Genomic DNA, 19,864 nt, shown 5'->3' on the forward strand with positions numbered 1-19,864 from the left:
TGGCGTTCTGTGAACACGCCTCCAGCACACCGGAACTCGAACTGTCCGCGCACTACGTGGACGTGTTCGATCTGCGCCGGCGTCGGGCGTTGCACATGACCTACTACACCGACGGCGACACCCGACGCCGAGGTCACGCACTGGCCGAGATCAAACGGGTCTACGCCCAGAGCGGTTGGCGGGTCCACACCCGTGAACTGCCCGACCACCTGGCCGTGATGTTGGAGTTCACCGCGCGGGGCGACGCCGAGGCCGGACAGGAACTCCTGGTGAACCACCGGGCCGGACTCGACCTGTTGGCCGAGGCGTTGCGCGAGTACGGAACGCCCTACACCCGTGTGGTCGACGCGGTCCGGTACACGCTCCCGGCGCCTCGCCGCGCCGATGAGGAGCGGATGCGCAGACTGGCGAAGGAGGGCCCGCCCGCGGAGGACGTGGGAATGGAGCCCTACGGGGCGCGTCCACGGGTCCCGCTGCCGTTGACGGACGTGAGCAGGAGGGACCGGTGAACGGGGACGGCACGGTGGATCTGTTGTTGTGGGGTGTGGTGCCCTACGTGGTGCTGGTGCTCGTGGTGGGCGGTCTGATCTGGCGATATCGCTATGACCGGTTCGGTTGGACCACGCGTTCCTCGGAACTGTACGAGTCCCGATTGCTGCGGATCGGCAGCCCACTGTTCCATTTCGGGCTGCTGGTGGTGATCGTGGGACACGTGGTGGGGCTGTTGATTCCGGGCAGCTGGACTCGCGCCCTGGGGGTCTCGGACACGCTCTACCACGTGAGCGCACTGACGCTCGGTGTCATCGCGGGCTTTTGCACACTGGTGGGCATCGCCCTGTTGGTCTGGCGCAGGCGCACCACCGGCCCGGTGTTCAGCGCCACCACACGTAACGACAAGCTCATGTACCTGGTCCTGGTGTCGGCGATCGTGACCGGTCTGGGGATGACCGTGTACTTCGCGGGCGTGGAGCTCGCCGGAGGGCACACCGGTGACTATCGGGAGACGGTGTCGCCATGGTTCCGTTCGATCTGGATCCTGCGCCCCGACGTGGCCGCCATGTCCGCCGCCGAGGCTCCCTACAAGTTGCACGCGCTCATGGGACTGGGGCTGTTCGCGTTGTTGCCGTTCACCCGGTTGGTGCACGCGTTCAGCGCGCCGATCGGCTACCTGTTCCGCCCCTACGTCGTCTACCGCACCCGCGACCCGCAACCGGCCGGTGCCGGTCAGGCCACACGGATCATCCGCCGCGGCTGGTGATCCGAACGTGGCCCTGCCTCGCGGGGCCGACCGACGACCTTCGGAGTGTCCATGGATCCCTTCCCGACGTTCCCACTCCAGGAGTGGAACGACACCAAGCAGACCCTTCATCGTTTCGAGCAGATCGTGGGCAAGACGCGCTTGCGGCACAGCCCTCGCCGTAACCACTGGTGGAACGTGCCCTTCCACCTGACCGGCACCGGGATCACCTCACGGCCGATGGGATCGCTGAACGAGGACTCCGTCTTCACCGTGGACTTCGATTTCGTCCGTCACCGACTCGTCGCGAGCAACCTGCGCGGGGACGTCGTCTCTTTTCCCCTCCAAGGGCACAGCGTCTCTTCGTTCCATCTGCGCTTCCAGTCGGCGATGGAGGCTCTCGGGGTGGACGGTGCCATCGTGCGGGCGAGTCCGTTCGACCTGCCCGACGCCGGGCGCCCCTTCGTGGACGATCATGAGCACGCCACCTACGTGCCCGAGCACGCCACGAAGTACTGGCGGATCCTGAGCCGGATCAACCTGCTGCTGGAGGAGTTCGCCGCGGGGTTCTCCGGCAAGACCAGCCCGGTGCACCACTTTTGGCACACCTTCGACATCGCGCTCACCCGGTTCTCGCAGCGTCCCGTCCACCAGCCGAAGGAGGCGGGTGGCGTGGTGCGGGAGGCGTACTCGCGCGAAGTGGTGAGCTTCGGTTTCTGGTTCGGTGACGACGAGGTTCCCGAACCCTGTTTCTACGCTTACGCCGCACCCGAGCCGGAGGGCCTCATCGAAGAGCCGCTGAACCCGGCCTCGGCCCGGTGGGCGTCCAGCGGTAGCGGACACCTGGCGCTGTTGCGTTACGCGGACGCGCGTGAGCGGCCTGATCCGTACGCGGCCGTTCTGGAGTTCTGGGAGAGCGCCTACCAGGCGGGGGCGAACCGGCTCGGCTGGGACGTCGAGGCCTTGGCCTGCCCCGGCGGGATCACCGACCCCCACCTGGCCGGGCGCCGACCTCGGGCGTGAGGTCTTCTTCGGGGCCGGCCGGAGGTACGACCGCACCTATCCGGACCTCCCCATGTGTGAACGCGCGAGGGGTGTGGGAACGTGTCCTCTGTGGGACCCACCACGCGCGCACCACGTGCGCGACAGACGCACGAAGTTGGGGTAGTGGCATGGAAATGACCGTTGTCGACGTGCCGGAACGGTCGAGGTACGAGGTGAGCGCGGACGGTGAGGTGATCGGTTTCTCCGCCTACCACCTGATCGCCGAGGGGGTCTTGGCCCTTCCCCACGTGGAGGTGGAACCGGCCTTCGAGGGCCAGGGCGTGGCCAGCGAACTCATGCGCCGATCCCTGGACCACATCCGGGAGCGACACCTGAAGGTCGTGCCGATCTGCCCGTTCGCCCGAGCCTTCCTCGAGAAGAACCCGGACTACGCGGATCTCGTGCACGAGGGATGAGTCCGGGTGAGAGCGCGGCACGCCCCTGGCCCCAGGCGATAACGAAACCATGAACATCCGGTGGCTCAGCGCCACCAGGGGTGTTTTGTCCCACTATGTGGGCATGGGGTTCCGGTTGACTTCTTGGAGCTAAGGAGCCCCACCGCGTGATATCCGCAGACCAAGCCCCCACCATCGACGCCCGACTCACCGAAATGATCGGCGCGTTCAACGACGAGGTCCTCTGGGCCTGGATCCTCATCCCCCTCCTGGTCGGGGTGAGCCTCTACATCACCATCAAGACCGGTCTCGTGCAGTTCCGGATGTTTCCGGAGATGTTCCGGGTGCTCAGGAGCAAGCCGGAGATCGCACCCGACGGCAAGAAGGCCGTCTCCTCCCTCCAGGCGTTCTTCATCTCCGCTGCGGCCCGGATCGGCACCGGCAACATCATCGGTGTCTCCATCGCCATCTCCCTCGGTGGCCCCGGTGCGGTCTTTTGGATGTGGGTGATGGCGCTCGTGGTGTGCGCCGCGAGTTTCGTGGAGGCCACGCTCGCCCAGCTCTACAAGGTGCACGACCCCGCCGGGTACCGGGGTGGCCCCGCGTACTACATCGAGCGAGGACTGGGTCAGCGCTGGTTGGCCATCATGTTCGCGGTCGTCCTCCTCATCACCTTCCCGATGGTGTTCAACGCGGTGCAGAGCAACACCATCACCAACACGCTCGCCAACTCGGCCGGGGAACTGGGCTTTGAGAGCGACCTGATGTTCTCCGCGGCTATCGGTGTCCTACTCGTCACTCTCACCGGCCTGGTGATCTTCGGTGGTGTCCGTCGGATCGCGCACACCGCGCAGGCGCTCATTCCCGCCTTCGCCTCCCTTTACGTGGTCATCGGCCTCATCGTCATGGCGATGAACTGGGAGCTGGTGCCCGGTATGTTCATGTCGATCATCGAGAACGCCTTCGGCCTGGGTGAGTTCGCCGCCGCCGCGCTGGGTGTGGTCATCATCCAGGGCGTGCGCCGAGGCATGTTCTCCAACGAGGCGGGTCTGGGTTCGGCGCCCAACGCGGCGGCCAGCGCCTCGGTCACCCACCCGGTCAAGCAAGGGCTGGTGCAGAGCCTGGGCGTCTACCTGGACACCCTCGTGGTCTGTTCGGTGACCGCCTTCATCGTCCTGCTCGGTCAGCAGGGCATCGCCGACGGCGCCTTGGAGGGCGACCTGACCCAGATGGCCCTGATGTCCCTACTGGGCCCGTGGGCGCTGCACCTGATGACGCTCATCATCTTCCTGGTGGCCTTCACCTCGGTGCTCGGCAACTACTACTACGGCGAGTCCAACATCGAATACCTGGGCGCGAGAGGGAAGGTGCTGTTCGGGTACAAGGTGGTCTTCCTCGTGGCGACCTTCCTGGGCTGCCTGGGGTCGATCGACCTGATCTGGACCCTGGCCGACACCACCATGGGTCTGATGGCGCTGCTCAACCTGATCGCCATCGCCCCGCTGACGGTGGTCGCCTGTCGTCTGTTGAAGGACTACAACGAGCAGCGCAGCCAGGGGATCGACCCGGTGTTCACCCGAGACCGCCTACCCGATGTGCGCGGCGTGGAGTGCTGGGCTCCGGAGGAGGAGATGAAGGTCCGGGACCGCGAGGCCACGAAGACCTGATCGACCCTCGGTCCGATGTGGGGCGCGTCCGCGGTGGCCGGACGCGCCCCACGGCGTTTCGGTTGACACTCGATTCACCCAAAAATGCGCACAAACCCCTAAGGCTAGGAGTTTTCGGGCATCTGTGTTCTTTCGGCCACAGCGAATCATCGCTAGTGTGCTTCATCACAGTTGTGGCGGTCAGAGTTGTGCCTCGCGAGGGAGTCCGATGTCCATCGTCTCAATCGAGCCCGCCACCGCCGAGCGGTGGAACGACCTGGAGAACCTGTTCGGGCCGACCGGAGCGTACGGGCACTGCTGGTGCACGTTCTTCCGGAGAAGAGCCAAGGACCACACGGCGAGTGTTTCCTGTGAGCGGTCCATGCGCGGTCTGGACAACAAGGAGGAGTTGCGGCGGCTCACTCTGGATGGGCGGGTGCCCGGTCTGCTCGCCTACGACGCCGACGGTCCCTGTGGCTGGGTGTCCGTGGCGCCCAGAGAGGACTTCATCCGGCTGTCCCGGTCGCGGACCCTGCGTCCGGCCGACCCCGGGGAACCGGGAGTATGGTCCCTGGTCTGCTTCTGGCTGCCGCCGCGCCGCCGGCGGCGCGGGTTGGGTACCAGGCTGCTGGACGGCGCCATCGAATACGCACGCGCCAACGGGGCGCGGATCCTGGAGGCATATCCGGTCGACACCGTGGGTGGACGCGCCCCCAGCGCCGAGGTCTACACCGGGACGGTGGAGATGTTCCGACGCTCCGGGTTCACCCTGGCCCCGCATCATCTGAGTGAACGTGTGGTGGCCCGGCTGGAGTTGAAGGCCGAATGATCCTGCCCCTGGGGGCCTTCGCCGACGCCTTGGCCCGAACGAGATGACCCTGGCCCCCACAAGCGCGAACATGTGACGGGTGTGCGTCAGGCCCCCGGGGATCGGATGACGGGTCGTCCGCTCGCCCCGGGGGCCTGCTCTGTCATGGTGGGGGTTTTGCCTTTCCTTGATACCCCCCTGGGGTAATCTGGCCAGGTGCAGGTCGGCGAGAAGGTTGGGTGGCGTTTGACGTCAATATACCCCAAGGGGGTATATTGTTTCTTGTAGGAACAGATCCGTGAACGCGCGGAAGAACGCACGAGGAGGCACCGATGGACAGCACCGCCGTCTACACCGTCGAGGGCATGAGCTGCGGACACTGCGTCGACTCGGTCACCGAGGAGGTCGGAGCGGTCGCCGGGGTCACCGCCGTCGAGGTCGACCTGGAGAGCAAGAAGGTGACCGTCACCGGCGAGGGTGAGATCGACGACACGGCCGTGCGCGCCGCGATCGACGAGGCCGGCTACGAGGTGGTGGCCTGACATGGGAGTGACCACGAAACTCGGGCTCTACGCCGCCGGTCTCGTGGTCGTGTTCGCCGCGGCGTTCGGGGTGGGATCCATGATCGGCCCCGTTCTGCCGAAGGAGGACGGCCATGGGCAGAGCGTGGAGCGCTCATCCGAGGACACCCGGGACCAGCACGACGTCGAGGAAGACTGACCCCACCTGGAGCGGCATATGAGTAGCAGCAGGACGGCGTCCGCCGACACCGCACCGGTCGAACTGGCCATCGGTGGGATGACTTGTGCGGCCTGCGCCAACCGGGTGGAGAAACGGCTCAACAAGATGGAGGGCGTCACAGCCACCGTCAACTTCGCCACCGAGAAGGCCAGGGTCGCCTTCGAGGGGGAAGCCGTCCCGGTGGAGGACCTGGTCGCCCAGATCGAGAAGGCCGGCTACACCGCCACGGCGCCCGGCCCCGAACCGGAGGAGGCCACCCGGACGGTGGAGGACGACCCCACACGGGCGCTGTGGAACCGTGCGCTGGTCTCCATGCTGCTGTCCGCACCGGTCATCCTCCTGGCGATGGCCCCCGCCCTTCAGTTCACGTACTGGCAGTGGGCCTCCCTCACCCTGGCCGCCCCCGTGGTGGTCTGGGGCGCCCGGCCCTTCCACGTGGCCGCCTGGAAGAACCTCAAACTGGGCACCGCCACGATGGACACCCTCGTCTCCCTGGGTGTCACCGCGGCCTTCCTATGGTCCCTGTACGCCCTGTTCCTCGGCACCGCCGGGGTCCCGGGCATGACCCACCCCTTCGAGTTCACCATCACCCGTACCGATGGGGCGGCCAACATCTACCTGGAGGTCGCCGCCGGCGTCACCTCCTTCATCCTCCTCGGTAAGTACTTCGAGGCGCGCGCCAAGCGGCGCGCCGGAGACGCCCTACGCTCCCTGCTGGAGTTGGGGGCCAAGGAAGTCGCCGTGCTGCGGGGCGAGGGCGCCTCGGCGCGCGAGGAACTCGTCCCGGTCGACAGGCTCGTCGTCGGTGACCGCTTCGTGGTCCGCCCCGGCGAGAAGATCGCCACCGACGGCCAGGTGGAGGAAGGTACCTCGGCCGTCGACATGAGCATGCTCACCGGCGAGTCCGTGCCGGTCGAGGTCGAACCCGGCTCCGCCGTCGTGGGCGCCACCGTCAACGCGGGCGGACGCCTGGTCGTACGGGCCTCGCGGGTGGGTTCGAACACCCAACTCGCGCAGATGGCGCGACTGGTCGAGGAAGCCCAGAACGGTAAGGCCGCCGTGCAGCGCCTGGCGGACCGGGTCTCCGGCGTGTTCGTTCCGGTGGCCATCATGATCGCGGTCGGCGCCTTGGGCTTTTGGCTCGGCACCGGTGGCTCCGCCGGGGCCGCCTTCACCGCCGCGGTGGCCGTTCTCATCATCGCCTGCCCCTGCGCGCTGGGCCTGGCCACTCCGATGGCCCTCATGGTGGGCACCGGGCGTGGTGCCCAGATGGGCATCCTGATCAAGGGTCCGGAGATGCTGGAGAGCACCCGCCGGGTGGACACCATCGTGCTGGACAAGACCGGTACGGTGACCACCGGCAAGATGGCCCTGGCCGGGGTGACCGTCGCCGAGGGCGAGGACGAATCCGAGGTGCTGCGCAGGGCGGGTGCCCTGGAAGGCGCCTCCGAACACCCCATCGCCCGTGCGATCGCCACCGGCGCCGCCGTGCGCGTGGGCGAACTGCCCACACCCGAGGACTTCGTCAACGTCGAGGGGCGCGGCGTCCAGGGTGTGGTGGACGATCACACGGTCCTGGTCGGTCGGCCCGCGTTCCTGACGGAGCGGTTCCGGTACCTGCCCGAGGAGTTGGAACAGGCCCTGAAGGAGGCCGAATCCGAGGGACGCACCGCCGTGACGGTGGGTTGGGACGGCCGGGTCCGGGGCGTGCTGGTGGTGTCCGACACGGTCAAGCCCACCAGCGCCGAAGCGATCCGCCGGTTCCGCGAGCTGGGCCTGACCCCGATCCTGCTGACCGGTGACAACGCCGCGGTGGCCCGCGCCGTCGCCGATGAGGTGGGCATCGAGGAGGTCGTCTCCGAGGTGATGCCCGAGGACAAGGTCGCGATGGTCTCCCGGTTGCAGTCCGAGGGAAGGACCGTGGCGATGGTCGGTGACGGGGTCAACGACGCCGCCGCCCTGGCCCAGGCCGACCTGGGCCTGTCCATGGGCACCGGCACGGACGTGGCCATCGAGGCCGGCGACCTGACCCTGGTCCGAGGGGACCTGCGGGCCGCCGTCGACGCGGTACGACTGTCCCGACGGACCCTGGCCACCATCAAGGGCAACCTGTTCTGGGCGTTCGCCTACAACACGGCCGCCCTCCCGCTGGCCGCGGCCGGCCTGCTCAATCCGATGCTCGCGGGCGCGGCGATGGCCCTCTCCAGCGTCTTCGTGGTGAGCAACAGCCAGCGGCTTCGGCGTTTTCGGTCGTTGAGCGACCACACGGGGGCGGAAGGGGACCGGGTTCCACGGGATGGCTGACTGTGGCCAGGGTCTCGCCGGCGAAACGGGCGGCCGCTAAGGTTTGCGCGGAGCTTCAACACCATGACGTTCCACGGCGAACCGTGCGGCCCGCTCGTGCCCTGAACCCGCAGTGACCCCCTCACCAATGGTCCACGACCGCTCGGACGCACCACTGCCCACCCCCTCAGAGCAGAGGTCCCTCTCGTGACATCTGGATGCCCCCGAGCCAAGCTGTACCAAGACGAACCCCATCCGGACCCCTACGCCGTCTACGCCAAGATGCGCGCCGAACACGGACCGGTCGTGCCGGTGGAACTGGAACCCGGTGTGCACGGGTGGCTGGTCACCGACTACGCGACCCTCATCTCCTGGTCCAGGGACGAGACGACGTTCGGCCACGACGCGCGTCTATGGAAGGACTACCGGGAAGGGCGCGTCAACGCCGACGCGGCCGTGCTCCCCATGATGGCCCCGCGCAGCAACGCGCTCTTCACCGACGGCAGCGAGCATCAGCGCTACCGCAGAGCGATCACCGACAGCCTCGGTTCCATCGGCCACGAGCGGCTCACCGAGGTCACCGAACGGTACGCGAACGGACTCATCGACGAGTTCTGTGAGCGGGGCACGGCCGACGCCCTCAACGAGTACGCGCGGATGCTGCCGCTGCTGGTCATCAACGACCTGTTCGGCTTCGACCGCGACCAAGGTGTCCGTTTCGTCGAAGCCATGCGCAACCTTTGGTTGGGTATCGACGCCGAACGCTCCAACGCCGAGGCCGAGCGCGCCCTGTCCGAGGTGGTCACCGCCAAGCACCGCGCACCCGGCGACGACGTCACCACGAAGCTGATCCAGCACCGCGCCGCGCTCAGCGACGAGGAGGTGATCATGCAACTCCTCCTGTTGGTGGCCGCGGCCAACGAACCGACCGCCAACCTCATCAACTCGGGTGTGCGGGCGCTCATCGCCGACCCCAACCGCGCGAGTGATCAGGCTCCCTCACCGACCGTCCTGGCCGACACCGTGGATCGCGTCCTGTGGCGGGGGCCGCNAGGGTGGACGTCCCCCTCGGCGGTGGTCGGGTCATCGAGGCGGGTTCGCCCATTCTGTTGGGCTTCGCCGCGGCCAACCGGTTCTTCGTCGAGGAGAACGCCGAGGAGATGGTGGAGTCGGGTAGCCGTGCCCACGTGGCCTGGGGCGCCGGTTCGCACCGATGCCCGGCACGTGAGGAGGCGGTCACGATGACGATCATCGCGTTGCGTACGCTCTTCGAACGACTCCCAGGATTGCGGCAGACGGTTCCTTCGGAGGAACTTCGGTGGCAACTGTCCGCCCTGTCCTGGGTCCCCGTCCAGCTTCCGATCCAGTTCACTCCACAACCCCCTGTCACCCCCCGAGCCCCCGCGGAAGGAACACCTTGGAACGAATCCGACTCGCCCCCGGAAACCTCAGAGCCCAAGCGGCCCACCTCCGGGAAATCGCCCCTGTCGTCCCTGTCGAGCTTCCTGGTGAGGTTGATGCGTGGGTCGTGACCACCCACCAGGCGGTCACCGAGGCCCTGGCGGATCAACGAATCCAGAAGAACAAGAAACATTGGAAGGCCTTCAACGCCGGGGAGATCCCCGCGGACTGGCCGCTGATCTCCTGGATTATCAACGAGAACATGCTGTCCAAGGACGGCGAAGACCACACCCGGCTGCGCAGGCTGGTGTCCAAGGCGTTCACGCCGCGTCGGGTCGAGAAGCTGAAACCGACCGTCGTGGGCATCGTCGACTCCCTGCTCGACGACCTGGAGCGTGCGGCGACCGAGTCCGAGGACGGGGTCGTGGACCTCAAGGCCCTGGTGGCCCAGCCCTTGCCGCTCACGGTGATCAGCGACCTGTTCGGGGTCGATGAACGGACCAGACCCGAACTGCACCGGCTGGTCGGTGTCTTCTTCGACCAGAGCGTCACCCCCGAAGAGGCGATGGGGACCTTCTTCGAGATGTGGGCGGTCCTCACCGACCTGGTCGCGACCAAGCGGGCCGAGCCCGGTGACGACCTCACCACGGCCCTCATCGCGGCCCGGGACGAGGAGGACAAGCTCACCGAGGACGAACTCATCTGGAACCTGGTGCTGTTCATCAGCGCCGGCTACGAGACCACGATGAACCTCATCACCAACGCGGTGCGCGCCCTGGTCGCTCATCGTGACCAGCTCGACCTGATCATGAGGGGCGAGGTCGAGTGGTCCAAGGCGATCGAGGAGGTACTGCGTTGGGACGGCCCGGGTGAGTACGTGCCGATGCGCTACACCACTGAGGACATGAGTCTGGCGGGTGTCGACCTCCCCGCCGGAGAACCGCTCCTGCTCGGCTACGGTTCGGCCGGTCGGGACGAGGAACGCTACGGGCCCACCGCCGGGGAGTTCGACGTCACCCGGCAGGACTCCTCACACCTGACCTTCTCCCATGGTCGGCACTACTGCCTGGGCGCCAACCTGGCCCGTATGGAGGTCAACGAGGTCCTGCCGCGTCTGTTCGAACGCTTCCCCGAACTCGACGTGACGGTGGAGGACACGGAGCTGAGCGCCTCTCCCTCCATCATCGCGTCCGGGGTCGAGACCCTACCGGTACGCCTGAAGGGCTGAGCCCTTTCGGGACACGCCCGGTTTTCACGCTCCCGCCGAGAGCCACCGCGACGGATCTCGGCGGGATCCTCGCATTTCACGGGTGTTCTGGGCGGTCCTGTCACTGTATGGGGACAATGTTCGCACCTCAGTGGGGGCACCGAGAGGGGTCGGTGACTCCTAGACTCATCATGGCCCCCCACATCGCCCAGCCCCTGATCACGCACTTGCCCTTCCCTCCGAACGGGCTCTCCCGAGATTGCGCACATATGAACAGTTCGGAAGCCGAATCCGGTCGCGTCCTGGTCGACCGCTACCGCCTGGACGAGGTCATCGGCGTGGGCGGCATGGGCCGGGTCTGGAGAGGCACGGACACCCTGCTCGACCGCCCCGTGGCGGTCAAGGAGTTGACCACTCCCCCCAACCTGCCCGCGCACGAGGTCGACGTCCTGCGAACCCGGATGATCCGTGAGGCCCGCAGCGCCGCCCAGCTCAGTCACCCGGCCATCATCACGGTGTTCGACGTGGCCGAGGAGGATGGCCGCCCGTGGATCGTCATGGAACTGGTCGCGGGCCCCTCGCTGGGTGATCTCATCCGTGGGGAAGGGGCCATCTCGGTGCGGCGGGCCGCGGACATAGGGGAGCAGATGGCCGCCGGGCTGGCCGAAGCGCACGAGCGTGGCATCGTGCACCGCGACATCAAACCCGGCAACGTGCTCATCGCGGGCAACGACCGGGCGGTCCTCACCGACTTCGGTATCGCCCACCTGGACGGCTCCACCCACCTGACCAGCACGGGACTGCTCATCGGCTCTCCGAGCTACCTGGCTCCGGAGATCGCGCACGGGCGCTCGGCCACACCCGCCTCGGACATGTGGGCCCTGGGCATCACCCTCTACCAAGCCGTAGAGGGCTCCCTGCCCTTCGACCGGCCCACCCCGATGGCCACGCTGACGGCCATCGTCACCCAAGACCTGCCCGAGGCACCGAACGCCGGTGCGCTCCGCCCCGTCCTGGAGGCCCTGACCGAGAAACGGCCCGAGGACCGCCCCTCGGTTCGTGAGGTCCGCGCCTTGTTGCGCGAGGTCCGCGACGCCGAACAGGACGCGCGGTCGGCGGCCACCGCCGTGGCACCGGTCTCGCCACCGGAGGCCGAGGACACGCCCTCGAAGTCCCCCGAGGCCGCCGAGGAGGCGAATCGGAGGCCGGTGGCCGATGGGGGCACGGCGGACCGCGCGGTCCACGCCGCCGCGCCCGACCAGGACGCGCCGTCCTCGCCGACGGCCACGCCCCAAAACACCCGTGGGGGCGGGAGAAAGACGCCCGTACGCTCCCTTCTGGTGGTGGCGGCCGTTTTCGTCCTGCTGCTCGGGGCGGCGGTCACCACCGTCTTCGTCAGCGCGAATCGGCCCGGGGAGATCGCCGCGACCGGAGGAGGAACCGCTGAGGGAGAGGCCACCGAATCCGACGAACCCCAGGAAGCCGCGATCGATGCCGAAGGCGAGGAGGAAGCCGAGGGGCAGGACGTGGAGACCTCGGGAGAGGCCTCGGAGGAACCCGAGGAAGACGACGAGTGGGACTTCCTCACCCGCCACGAGGACTCCAGTGGTTTCGCCGTGGACGTTCCCCAGGACTGGAACCTCGACCGCGATGGGCACATGGTCTACTTCCGCAACCCCGACGGTGGGTACCTGCTCGTCGACCAGACCGACAACCCCAATCCGGACGCCGGAGACGACTGGCGTGACTTCGAACCCCGCGCCAAGGGCAACTTCTCCGGCTACTCGCTGATCGGGATCGAGGACGTGGAGGCGGATTGGGCCGAGGACTACGTCAGCGCCGCCGACTGGGAGTTCACCTTCAACGGACGCAACGGAAAGATGCACGCGATCAACCGTGGCTTCCACACCGAGAACAAGGGATACGCGCTGTTCCTGGTCAGCCCCCAGGACGCGAACATCAACCACGCGCTCCTCGACCGGATCTCGGAGTCCTTCGAGCCCGCCGACTGAGCGGCGCGGCGTCGCGAATCCTGCTGCTCAGGCGTGATCGTCGTCGAGGAGTTCGGCGTCGTGCACGAGCAGAGCGATCTGCACCCGATTGTTCAGGGCGAGCTTGGTGAGGATGCTGGACACGTGCGTCTTCACCGTTGGCACGCTCAGGAACAATCGGGCGGCGATGTCGGCGTTGGAACGACCCTCGCCGACGGCCACCGCCACGTCGGTCTCCCGGGCGTTGAGCACGGCCAGGCGTCGCCGGGCCCGATCGGCCCGTTCGCTGTGGTCGGTGTGGGCCACCCGATCCATCAGGCGACGTGTCACGCTCGGGGACAGTACGGGCAGCCCCCGCGCCACCCGGCGGACCGATTCGACGATCTCCTCGGGCGGGGTGTCCTTGAGCAGGAACCCCGCGGCCCCCGCGCGCAGGGCCCGCAGCACGTGTTCGTCCGCGTCGAAGGTGGTGAGTACCAGTACCTGGGGCGGATCCGGCAACGCCCGCAACGTTTCGGTGGCGGTCAGTCCGTCCACGGTGGGCATCCGGATGTCCATCAACACCACGTCGGGAGAGTGCCGTTCCACCAGGTCCAAGACCTGGCTTCCATCCTCCGCCTCGGCCAGGACCCGCACGTCCGGGGCGCCCCCCATCATCATCACCAGGCCGACCCGCACCAAGGCGTCGTCGTCGACGATCACCACGCCGATCCGCCGATCGTCATCCCGCTCGCTCATGCCGACCACGGTAGCCATGCGGTGAGGCGCCAACCACCATCGTCGGTCGGTCCGTACTCCAACCTGCCCGAGGCCAACGACACTCGTTCGGCCAGACCGACCAGGCCCCGTCCCTCGCCCTTGGAGGGGGCCGTTCGGGGGTCGTCGCCGGTGGGCCCGTTGACGACCTCCACGGTGAGCCCCTCACCGGCGCCCCCGGACAGACGTATGGAGGTGTCGGCGCCGGGCGCGTGCTTGCGCGTGTTGGTCAGTGCCTCCTGGACGATTCGGTAGACGGTGCGTCCGGTCCGTTCCGGAACCGGTCCGAGGTATTCCTCGGCGCACTCCACACCGACCCCGGCGTCACGGGCCTCGGCGACCAGTTCCGCCAGGTCGGCCAAGGTGGGTTGTGGCAGCTCACCCACGGGCGCGCGCAGCACACCGATGACCTCGCGCAGATCCTGGAGGGCCTGATGCGCGCTCTCTCGGATCACCTTCGCCGAGCGGGCCACCTCCTCGGCCGGCGCCTCCGGCCGGTACTCCAACGCGCCCGCGTGCACGCTGAGCAGGGACAGTCGATGTCCGAGGACGTCATGGATCTCTCTGGCGATGGATTCGCGCACTTGGTGTTGGGCTTGCTCGGCCCGAAGTCGCGCCTCGGCCTCGGCGTGCACGGCCCGCTCCCGCAGGGAGGCGAACAGTTGGCGTCGGTGTTGCACGGAGATGCCCCACCCGGCGACCGCGCCCTGGAAGACCGCGCTGAGCAGGAACATCACCAAGAACGGCGCGTGGGGCTCGGGGTGCAGGACCACGTTGACCAAGGAGGCCAAAAAGCTCAGCCCCAGAACGCACAGGCCGACCTTGGGCGGACGGTGCACGCACAGGGAGAACAGGGCGGCGAGCATGGCCCCGCCCACCAGGGGGAAGAAAGCCGACAGCACGACCAGCGTCACCGCGATCCCGAACGGCCACCGGCGCCGCCACCACAGCGCCGCGCAACCGGCCAGGGCGATCAGCTGGTCGGCGATGGTGAACAGTTCCGGTTTCGGTGGGGGAGGTGGGTCCCCCGGGACGGAGATCGCTCCCAGCAACCCGAACCCCAGGGCGATCACGAACATCAGGGAATCCACGACCCAGTCGCGCGCGCTGCGTCGATACGGCTGCCGGGGCGAGGTCGTGTCGTTCATCGACGGATTCTACGAGCGGCCGGCCGTCCCAGGAACGGCACGCGAGGGACGCGGTACCGAAGGTGGTCGGGTCCATACTTTGGTCGAACACCGTGAATGGGTCGTGGACCTTGGTTCCTCGATCGGGTGCCGTCGGCCGATCCGCCGAAAGCGGGCGGCGCCCTAGGTTCGACGTATGCGCAAGGTGATTCAGGGAGTGGGAGCCCTCCTCGTCCTCATGGGGATCAGCGGGGCCATCGACCATTTGTGGACCCAGCCGGTCCTGGGCATCGTGCTCAATGCCTTCGACCGGCTCGTGGTGGCGCACGTTCCGTTACTCCAGGAGAACGCCGTCCTGGCCAACCTGGGTCTGGCCGCCTGCGGTGTCGTGCTGGTGGGCATCGCGGAGGCGCTTCCACGTGCCCGAAACCGTCCCTAGCCGTCCTTGAGCCCTCCGGGTGCGTCGTTGTGTTCCCCGCCCACCCCGGAGAGTGGGTAGCGTCGGTGCTCGGAGCACCCACTCGGGAACCTGGGGGAACACCCGATGAGCACACTGGTCACCGGCGCCACCGGACAGGTGGGCCGACGTGTCCTGACCGAACTGCGCACACGCGGCCTGTCCGCCGTGGGCGCCTCCCGGAGCGGAGAAAGACGCCTGGACTGGACGGACACCAGTAGCTGGAAACCGGCATTGGAGGGTGTGCGGAGTCTGTTCGTCACGGTTCCCATGGCCAGTGGGCTCACCGAGAGGGCGGGGGCCTTCCTCGAATCGGCGGCCGACTCGGGGGTGGGCACCGCCGTGCTCGCCACCGCCATGGGCGCGGAGAACGGCCCCCCGGACTCCGAGCAACGATTCCTGGAGTCACGGGTCCGGGAGTCGTTCGACCGTTGGACCATCGTGCGACCCAACTGGTTCGACCAGGACTTCACCGAAGGTCTCTTCGCCCGACTGGCCCGCTCCCGCAACGGGCGGCTGGAGCTACCGGTACCCAAGCGCTCCGCGGTGAGTTTCGTGGACGCGCGGGACGTCACCGACACCATCGTCGCCGCCTTGATCGACGAGCGACACCACGAACACGAGTACACGCTCACCGGCCCCGCTCCGGTCACCTTTCGCGAGATGGTGCGGATGACCAAGGGCACGGACAGCCCGGTGTGGCGCTACAAGAAGGTGGACGAGGCGGGCTTCTACTTCCGCGCCACCGACATGGGCCTGTCGGACCGGTACGTGGACACCCTCAACGAACGCTTCCGCGCCATCGCGAACGGTCAGGCCGCCAAGGTCACCGAGGACGTTCGCCGTGCCCTGGGGCGCGATCCCGTCCCGATGGCCAAGTTCGTTCGCGAGGCCGTCATCTGAGGCCTTTCGGCCACGGCGGAGCCCCGGACGGTCGAGAGCGCCTCCGGGGCTCGGGTACGGGTCGCGCCGGGTCCTACTTCAGCAGCCGGCGGGCCATGACCATGCGCCGGCTCCGGTTGGTGCCCTCCTAGCTTCGGGTGTTGTGCCCAAGTGGTCCGAGGCGACCTGGGTGGACCCGTGGAGTTCTTGTGATGGCAGGGGAGGGGCCTTCCTTCGGTGCCCGGTGTTTCTCACGGTTGTTCGGCCTTCGACGGAACACCCTCACCGGCTACCCGGATATGTGGTCGAGTACCGAAACGTCTGCGGGTGCGATATCAATACAGGAAGCACGTCGACGCCGGTTGGGGCTTATGTCCGTTTCTCAACAACTTGCAAATTCGAGGGGTTCGGGCGGATAGAAGCCCAGGTCAGCGAGACTGCTCCCCGCGCACGCGGGGATGGACCCTCGCAACGGATGATGGTGCTGAACCGCTTGTGCTGCTCCCCGCGCACGCAGGGATGGACCCACGCGGTCGGCCATCGAACGGTCGAGCAACGTCTGCTCCCCGCGCACGCGGGGATGGACCCGTTGCGGTAGGGCCTGCCCGGCTCAAGGCCTTCTCGCTCCAGAAGCTCCCACAACCTGCCGGAGCAGCTTGTTGTGGTCTACGTGCTTACGCCTCCCAGGTCTTGCCGGTGATCCGTTCGTAGACCTCGATGTACCGGGCCCGGGTCGCTTCCACGATCTCATCCGGGATCTCGGGGCCGGGCGGGGTGCGGTCCCAGTCGGTGACCGTGCTGGACCAGTCCCGCACGAACTGCTTGTCGAACGCGTGCTGGGGCCTGCCCGGCTGCCAGTCGTCGGCGGGCCAGAACCGCGAGGAGTCCGAGGTCAGTACTTCGTCGGCGAGTATGAGCGTGCCGTCGGCCGCGCGGCCGAACTCCAGCTTGGTGTCAGCGATGATGATGCCGCGCTCAGCGGCGATCTCAGCGCCGCGCTTGTACACGTCCAGGGTCACCGTGCGCAGGCGGTCGGCGGTCTCCTGGCCGATCTCCTCCACCACGTCCGCGAAGGTGATGAACTCGTCGTGGCCCTCGGTCGCCTTGGTGGTGGGGGTGAAGATCGGCTCCGGAAGCTTGGATGCCTCCACCAGGCCCTCGGGGAGCTCGACCCCGGAAACGGTGCCCTGCTTCTGGTACTCCTTGAGCCCCAGGCCCGCGAGGTAGCCGCGAGCGATCCACTCCACGGGCAGCATGGTGAGCCTTTGGCAGCGCACCGCACGCCCGGCCCACTCCTCGGGCACGTCGGTGGCGGAGATGACGTGGTTGGGCACCACGTCGGCCAGTTGCTCGAACCACCACAGCGAGAGCCGGGTAAGGATCTTGCCCTTGTCGGGGATGGGCGTGGGCAGCACGACGTCGTAGACGCTCACGCGGTCCGAGGCCACCAGGATGAGGTCATCACCATCGGCGTAGACGTCGCGCACCTTGCCCGAGTGCAGCAGTTCCATGTTTTCCTACCTGGAGATCTCGTAGTCGTAGGTGGCCCAGCGGCGCGCCACCGAGACGGACTGGCCGAACTCGATCACGTCGCCTTCGGCGCTGAACACCCAGTTCTGCTTACGCAGGACCGGGGAGCCGAGCGGGATGCCGAGTGTCGCGGAGTCCTCTTCGGAGGCGATGTCGGCACGGAGTTGGTCCTTGCCGGTCGCGGGTGTGAGCCCCACGCTCTCCTCCACGTACTTCGGAGTGCCCTGGCGAATTCGCTGGGCTTCAAGCAGCAGCGGGGCCGACCCAGCCAGTTCCCCGCTGTACCAGGACGTGCTCGCTGAGGAGGGCACGTCATCGCGAAGGGTGATCCGTTGGCGTCGGATCACGTCGGCCCCGACCGCAACACCCATGGCGTTCGCGACGTCCTCGGGCGCCGGTACCAGTTCGGCCACCCGGATCTCGGTCCGCTCGTCGTCCGTGTAGATGTTGCCTTCAAGGCTGCGCACCACGCGATCCTTGGCGCTGGCCGTGGTCTGGTGGCGAGTGACGATGCTGCCCCTGCCCGGCTCGCCGCGCACCAGGCCTTCGGCCTTGAGTACACCGACGACCTTGGTCGCGGTGGCGAGCGAGATCTTCCACTTCGCGGCGATGGTGCGCACCGAGTCGATCTTCTCCCCCTCGGGGAGGGCCCCGGACTCGATCTCTGCCTTGATGTGCTTGGCGACCTGTAGGTAGGGCGGGTCGGTGCGTTGGATCCGAGGCTGAGGTGACACGGGCGGCTCCTTCGCGGCGAACACGATCAGTGTACTAGTACATATGACTGTTCGGTCGTGGGGCCGAAGATCTACGAGGCACGACGTCCTCGGGGTCGTTGGATGCTGAAACCGTTCTAGCACGCGAACGTATGGCGTGCCGAAGCGGTTCCACGGCCACGGGCCGCAGCCGCTCGACCTTCACCCGGCAGGCCGGCCGTTGGCGGGGGGGCCGTCCGCCGTGGCCGAGCGGAACATGACGGAACATAGACGGAACAGGCTCCTCACGGAGCGGGTTCCGAACCTTTGCACACGGCACGCGGAACAGCCCTGCCCACGGTTCGGGCCATTTGACGAAGGCCACCGTGAGCAGGGCTTTTTTGTGTTCGGGGCGGCCTACTTGAGCAGCTGGCGGGCCATCACCATGCGCTGGATCTGGTTGGTGCCCTCGTAGATCTGGGTGATCTTGGCGTCGCGCATCATGCGCTCCAGCGGGAAGTCCTTCACGTAGCCGGCGCCACCCAGGAGCTGCACGGCGTCGGTGGTGATCTCCATGGCGACGTCGGAGGCGTAGCACTTGGCGGCCGCGCCGTAGAAGGGCAGGTCCTCGTCGCCCCGCTCGGACTTGGCGGCGGCCACGTAGACCATCTGGCGGGCGGTCTCCAGCTTCATGGCCATGTCGGCCAGCATGAACTGGATGCCCTGGAAGTCGGCGATGGACTTGCCGAACTGCTTGCGCTCCTTGACGTAGGCCACGGCGTGGTCCAAGGCGCCTTGGGCGATGCCGACGGCCTGTGCGCCGATGGTGACGCGGGTGTGGTCCAGGGTGCGCAGGGCGATCTTCAGGCCCTCGCCGGGGGCGCCGACGATGCGGTCACCGGGGACGAGGACGTCGTCGAAGAACAGCTCACGGGTGGGAGAGCCCTTGATGCCGAGCTTGCGCTCGGGCTCGCCCAGGGTGAAGCCGGCGTCGTCGGCGTGTACGACGAAGGCCGAGATGTTGCGGCCGCGCGGTCCCTCGGGGTCGGTGACGGCGAGCACCGTGTAGTACTTGCTGACCCCGGCGTTGGTGATCCACGACTTCTGGCCGTTGAGGACCCAGTCGTCGCCCTTCGGGGTGGCCTGGGTGCGCATGGATGCGGTGTCGGAACCGGCCTCGCGCTCGGACAGGCCGTAGGAGAACATCGCCTCGCCGCGAGCCACGGGGGTCAGGTAACGCTGCTTGACCTCCTCGGAGGCGCCCAGGATCAGCGGCATGGTGCCGAGCTTGTTCACCGCCGGGATCAGGGAGGAGGAGGCGCACACACGGGCGACCTCTTCGATGATGATGCAGGTCGCCAGGGCGTCGGCGCCCACGCCCTCGTAGTCCTCACCGATGTGCGCGGCGTGGAAGTCCGTCGCGGTCAGGGCGTCGAGGGCGTCCTGGGGGAAGGCCGACTTCTCATCCACCTCGGCGGCGTGCGGAGCGATCTTGTCCTCGGCCACGGAACGCACCGCCTCGCGCAGCTCCTCGTGCTCCTCGCTGGTCTTGAACAGATCGAAGTCGCTCATGTGCTTCCCTGGTCTCTGGCACTTAGTGCCGATATTTGGCATTCAGTGCCAGAGTAGGGGGTGGGGGCGAGGAAGTACACCGGCCGGGGTCGACT

General features: G+C 67.5%; 18 protein-coding genes and 1 pseudogene. 14 read left to right on the forward strand and 5 right to left on the reverse strand.

All coding sequences use genetic code 11. The features are described 5' to 3' along the window. The 12 genes and pseudogenes from narJ to D472_RS0106450 all read left to right on the forward strand — a co-directional run. A partial coding sequence (gene narJ / locus D472_RS24935; protein WP_017603666.1) for a nitrate reductase molybdenum cofactor assembly chaperone occupies positions 1-509 on the forward strand: 509 nt, incomplete at its 5' end. After that, on the forward strand, positions 506-1,258 hold the full coding sequence (narI, locus tag D472_RS0106400; protein WP_017603667.1) for a respiratory nitrate reductase subunit gamma: 753 nt from the start codon (positions 506-508) through the stop codon (positions 1,256-1,258). The genes narJ and narI, both read left to right, overlap by 4 nt. Before the next feature lie 51 nt (positions 1,259-1,309). Beyond that, positions 1,310-2,260 (forward strand): DUF5996 family protein, encoded by a 951-nt coding sequence (locus D472_RS0106405; protein WP_026117449.1) that lies wholly within the window; start codon positions 1,310-1,312, stop codon positions 2,258-2,260. 149 nt (positions 2,261-2,409) lie between these two features. Continuing rightward, the gene (locus D472_RS0106410) at positions 2,410-2,697 is read left to right on the forward strand and encodes a GNAT family N-acetyltransferase (RefSeq protein ID WP_017603669.1); all 288 of its coding nucleotides are present in this window, start codon (positions 2,410-2,412) and stop codon (positions 2,695-2,697) included. 146 nt (positions 2,698-2,843) lie between these two features. Beyond that, positions 2,844-4,343 (forward strand): alanine/glycine:cation symporter family protein, encoded by a 1,500-nt coding sequence (locus tag D472_RS0106415; RefSeq protein WP_017603670.1) that lies wholly within the window; start codon positions 2,844-2,846, stop codon positions 4,341-4,343. A 208-nt stretch (positions 4,344-4,551) separates the two neighbouring features. After that, positions 4,552-5,151, forward strand: coding sequence for a GNAT family N-acetyltransferase (locus D472_RS0106420; RefSeq protein ID WP_017603671.1), 600 nt, complete (start codon positions 4,552-4,554; stop codon positions 5,149-5,151). Positions 5,152-5,462: 311 nt separating this feature from the next. Further along, positions 5,463-5,672, forward strand: a complete 210-nt coding sequence (locus tag D472_RS0106425; RefSeq protein WP_017603672.1) for a heavy-metal-associated domain-containing protein — start codon at positions 5,463-5,465, stop codon at positions 5,670-5,672. A gap of 1 nt (position 5,673) precedes the next feature. Beyond that, positions 5,674-5,850: a hypothetical protein gene (locus tag D472_RS28585; RefSeq protein ID WP_017603673.1), complete on the forward strand. Its 177-nt coding sequence runs from the start codon at positions 5,674-5,676 to the stop codon at positions 5,848-5,850. An 18-nt stretch (positions 5,851-5,868) separates the two neighbouring features. Beyond that, a complete protein-coding gene (locus D472_RS0106435) occupies positions 5,869-8,175 on the forward strand; it encodes a heavy metal translocating P-type ATPase (RefSeq protein ID WP_017603674.1) in 2,307 nt (768 codons plus the stop codon). A 261-nt stretch (positions 8,176-8,436) separates the two neighbouring features. Further along, positions 8,437-9,686: pseudogene (locus D472_RS26630) on the forward strand (cytochrome P450). Next, complete coding sequence (locus D472_RS0106445; protein WP_017603676.1) at positions 9,683-10,783, forward strand: cytochrome P450 family protein; 1,101 nt, start codon at positions 9,683-9,685, stop codon at positions 10,781-10,783. The pseudogene D472_RS26630 and the gene D472_RS0106445 overlap by 4 nt, the downstream one beginning before the upstream one ends. Positions 10,784-11,031: 248 nt before the next feature. Continuing rightward, positions 11,032-12,774 (forward strand): serine/threonine-protein kinase, encoded by a 1,743-nt coding sequence (locus D472_RS0106450; RefSeq protein WP_017603677.1) that lies wholly within the window; start codon positions 11,032-11,034, stop codon positions 12,772-12,774. 27 nt (positions 12,775-12,801) lie between these two features. Here D472_RS0106450 and D472_RS0106455 read toward each other — a convergent pair whose 3' ends face one another. Together D472_RS0106455 and D472_RS0106460 are read right to left on the reverse strand one after the other, a co-directional pair. Beyond that, on the reverse strand, positions 12,802-13,509 hold the full coding sequence (locus D472_RS0106455) for a response regulator transcription factor (protein ID WP_026117450.1): 708 nt from the start codon (positions 13,507-13,509) through the stop codon (positions 12,802-12,804). Beyond that, complete coding sequence (locus D472_RS0106460) at positions 13,488-14,657, reverse strand: sensor histidine kinase (protein ID WP_017603679.1); 1,170 nt, start codon at positions 14,655-14,657, stop codon at positions 13,488-13,490. The genes D472_RS0106455 and D472_RS0106460 overlap by 22 nt, the downstream gene beginning before the upstream one ends. Positions 14,658-14,832: 175 nt before the next feature. Between D472_RS0106460 and D472_RS0106465 the strand changes: the two genes are divergently transcribed. Next, complete coding sequence (locus D472_RS0106465; RefSeq protein ID WP_017603680.1) at positions 14,833-15,075, forward strand: hypothetical protein; 243 nt, start codon at positions 14,833-14,835, stop codon at positions 15,073-15,075. A gap of 105 nt (positions 15,076-15,180) precedes the next feature. Then, complete coding sequence (locus D472_RS0106470) at positions 15,181-15,996, forward strand: NAD(P)H-binding protein (RefSeq protein WP_017603681.1); 816 nt, start codon at positions 15,181-15,183, stop codon at positions 15,994-15,996. Between the two features lie 653 nt (positions 15,997-16,649). Here the strand turns inward: D472_RS0106470 and D472_RS0106475 are convergent. The 3 genes from D472_RS0106475 to D472_RS0106485 form a co-directional block, all read right to left on the reverse strand. Further along, positions 16,650-17,486, reverse strand: a complete 837-nt coding sequence (locus D472_RS0106475; RefSeq protein WP_017603682.1) for a phosphoribosylaminoimidazolesuccinocarboxamide synthase — start codon at positions 17,484-17,486, stop codon at positions 16,650-16,652. 6 nt (positions 17,487-17,492) lie between these two features. Beyond that, positions 17,493-18,239, reverse strand: coding sequence for a GntR family transcriptional regulator (locus D472_RS0106480; RefSeq protein ID WP_017603683.1), 747 nt, complete (start codon positions 18,237-18,239; stop codon positions 17,493-17,495). Positions 18,240-18,614: 375 nt separating this feature from the next. Continuing rightward, positions 18,615-19,769, reverse strand: coding sequence for an acyl-CoA dehydrogenase family protein (locus D472_RS0106485; protein WP_017603684.1), 1,155 nt, complete (start codon positions 19,767-19,769; stop codon positions 18,615-18,617). Positions 19,770-19,864: the final 95 nt, after the last annotated feature.

The organism is Nocardiopsis alkaliphila YIM 80379 (genome assembly GCF_000341005.1).
In the GTDB taxonomy this organism is placed as follows: Bacteria; Actinomycetota; Actinomycetes; order Streptosporangiales; family Streptosporangiaceae; genus Nocardiopsis; species Nocardiopsis alkaliphila.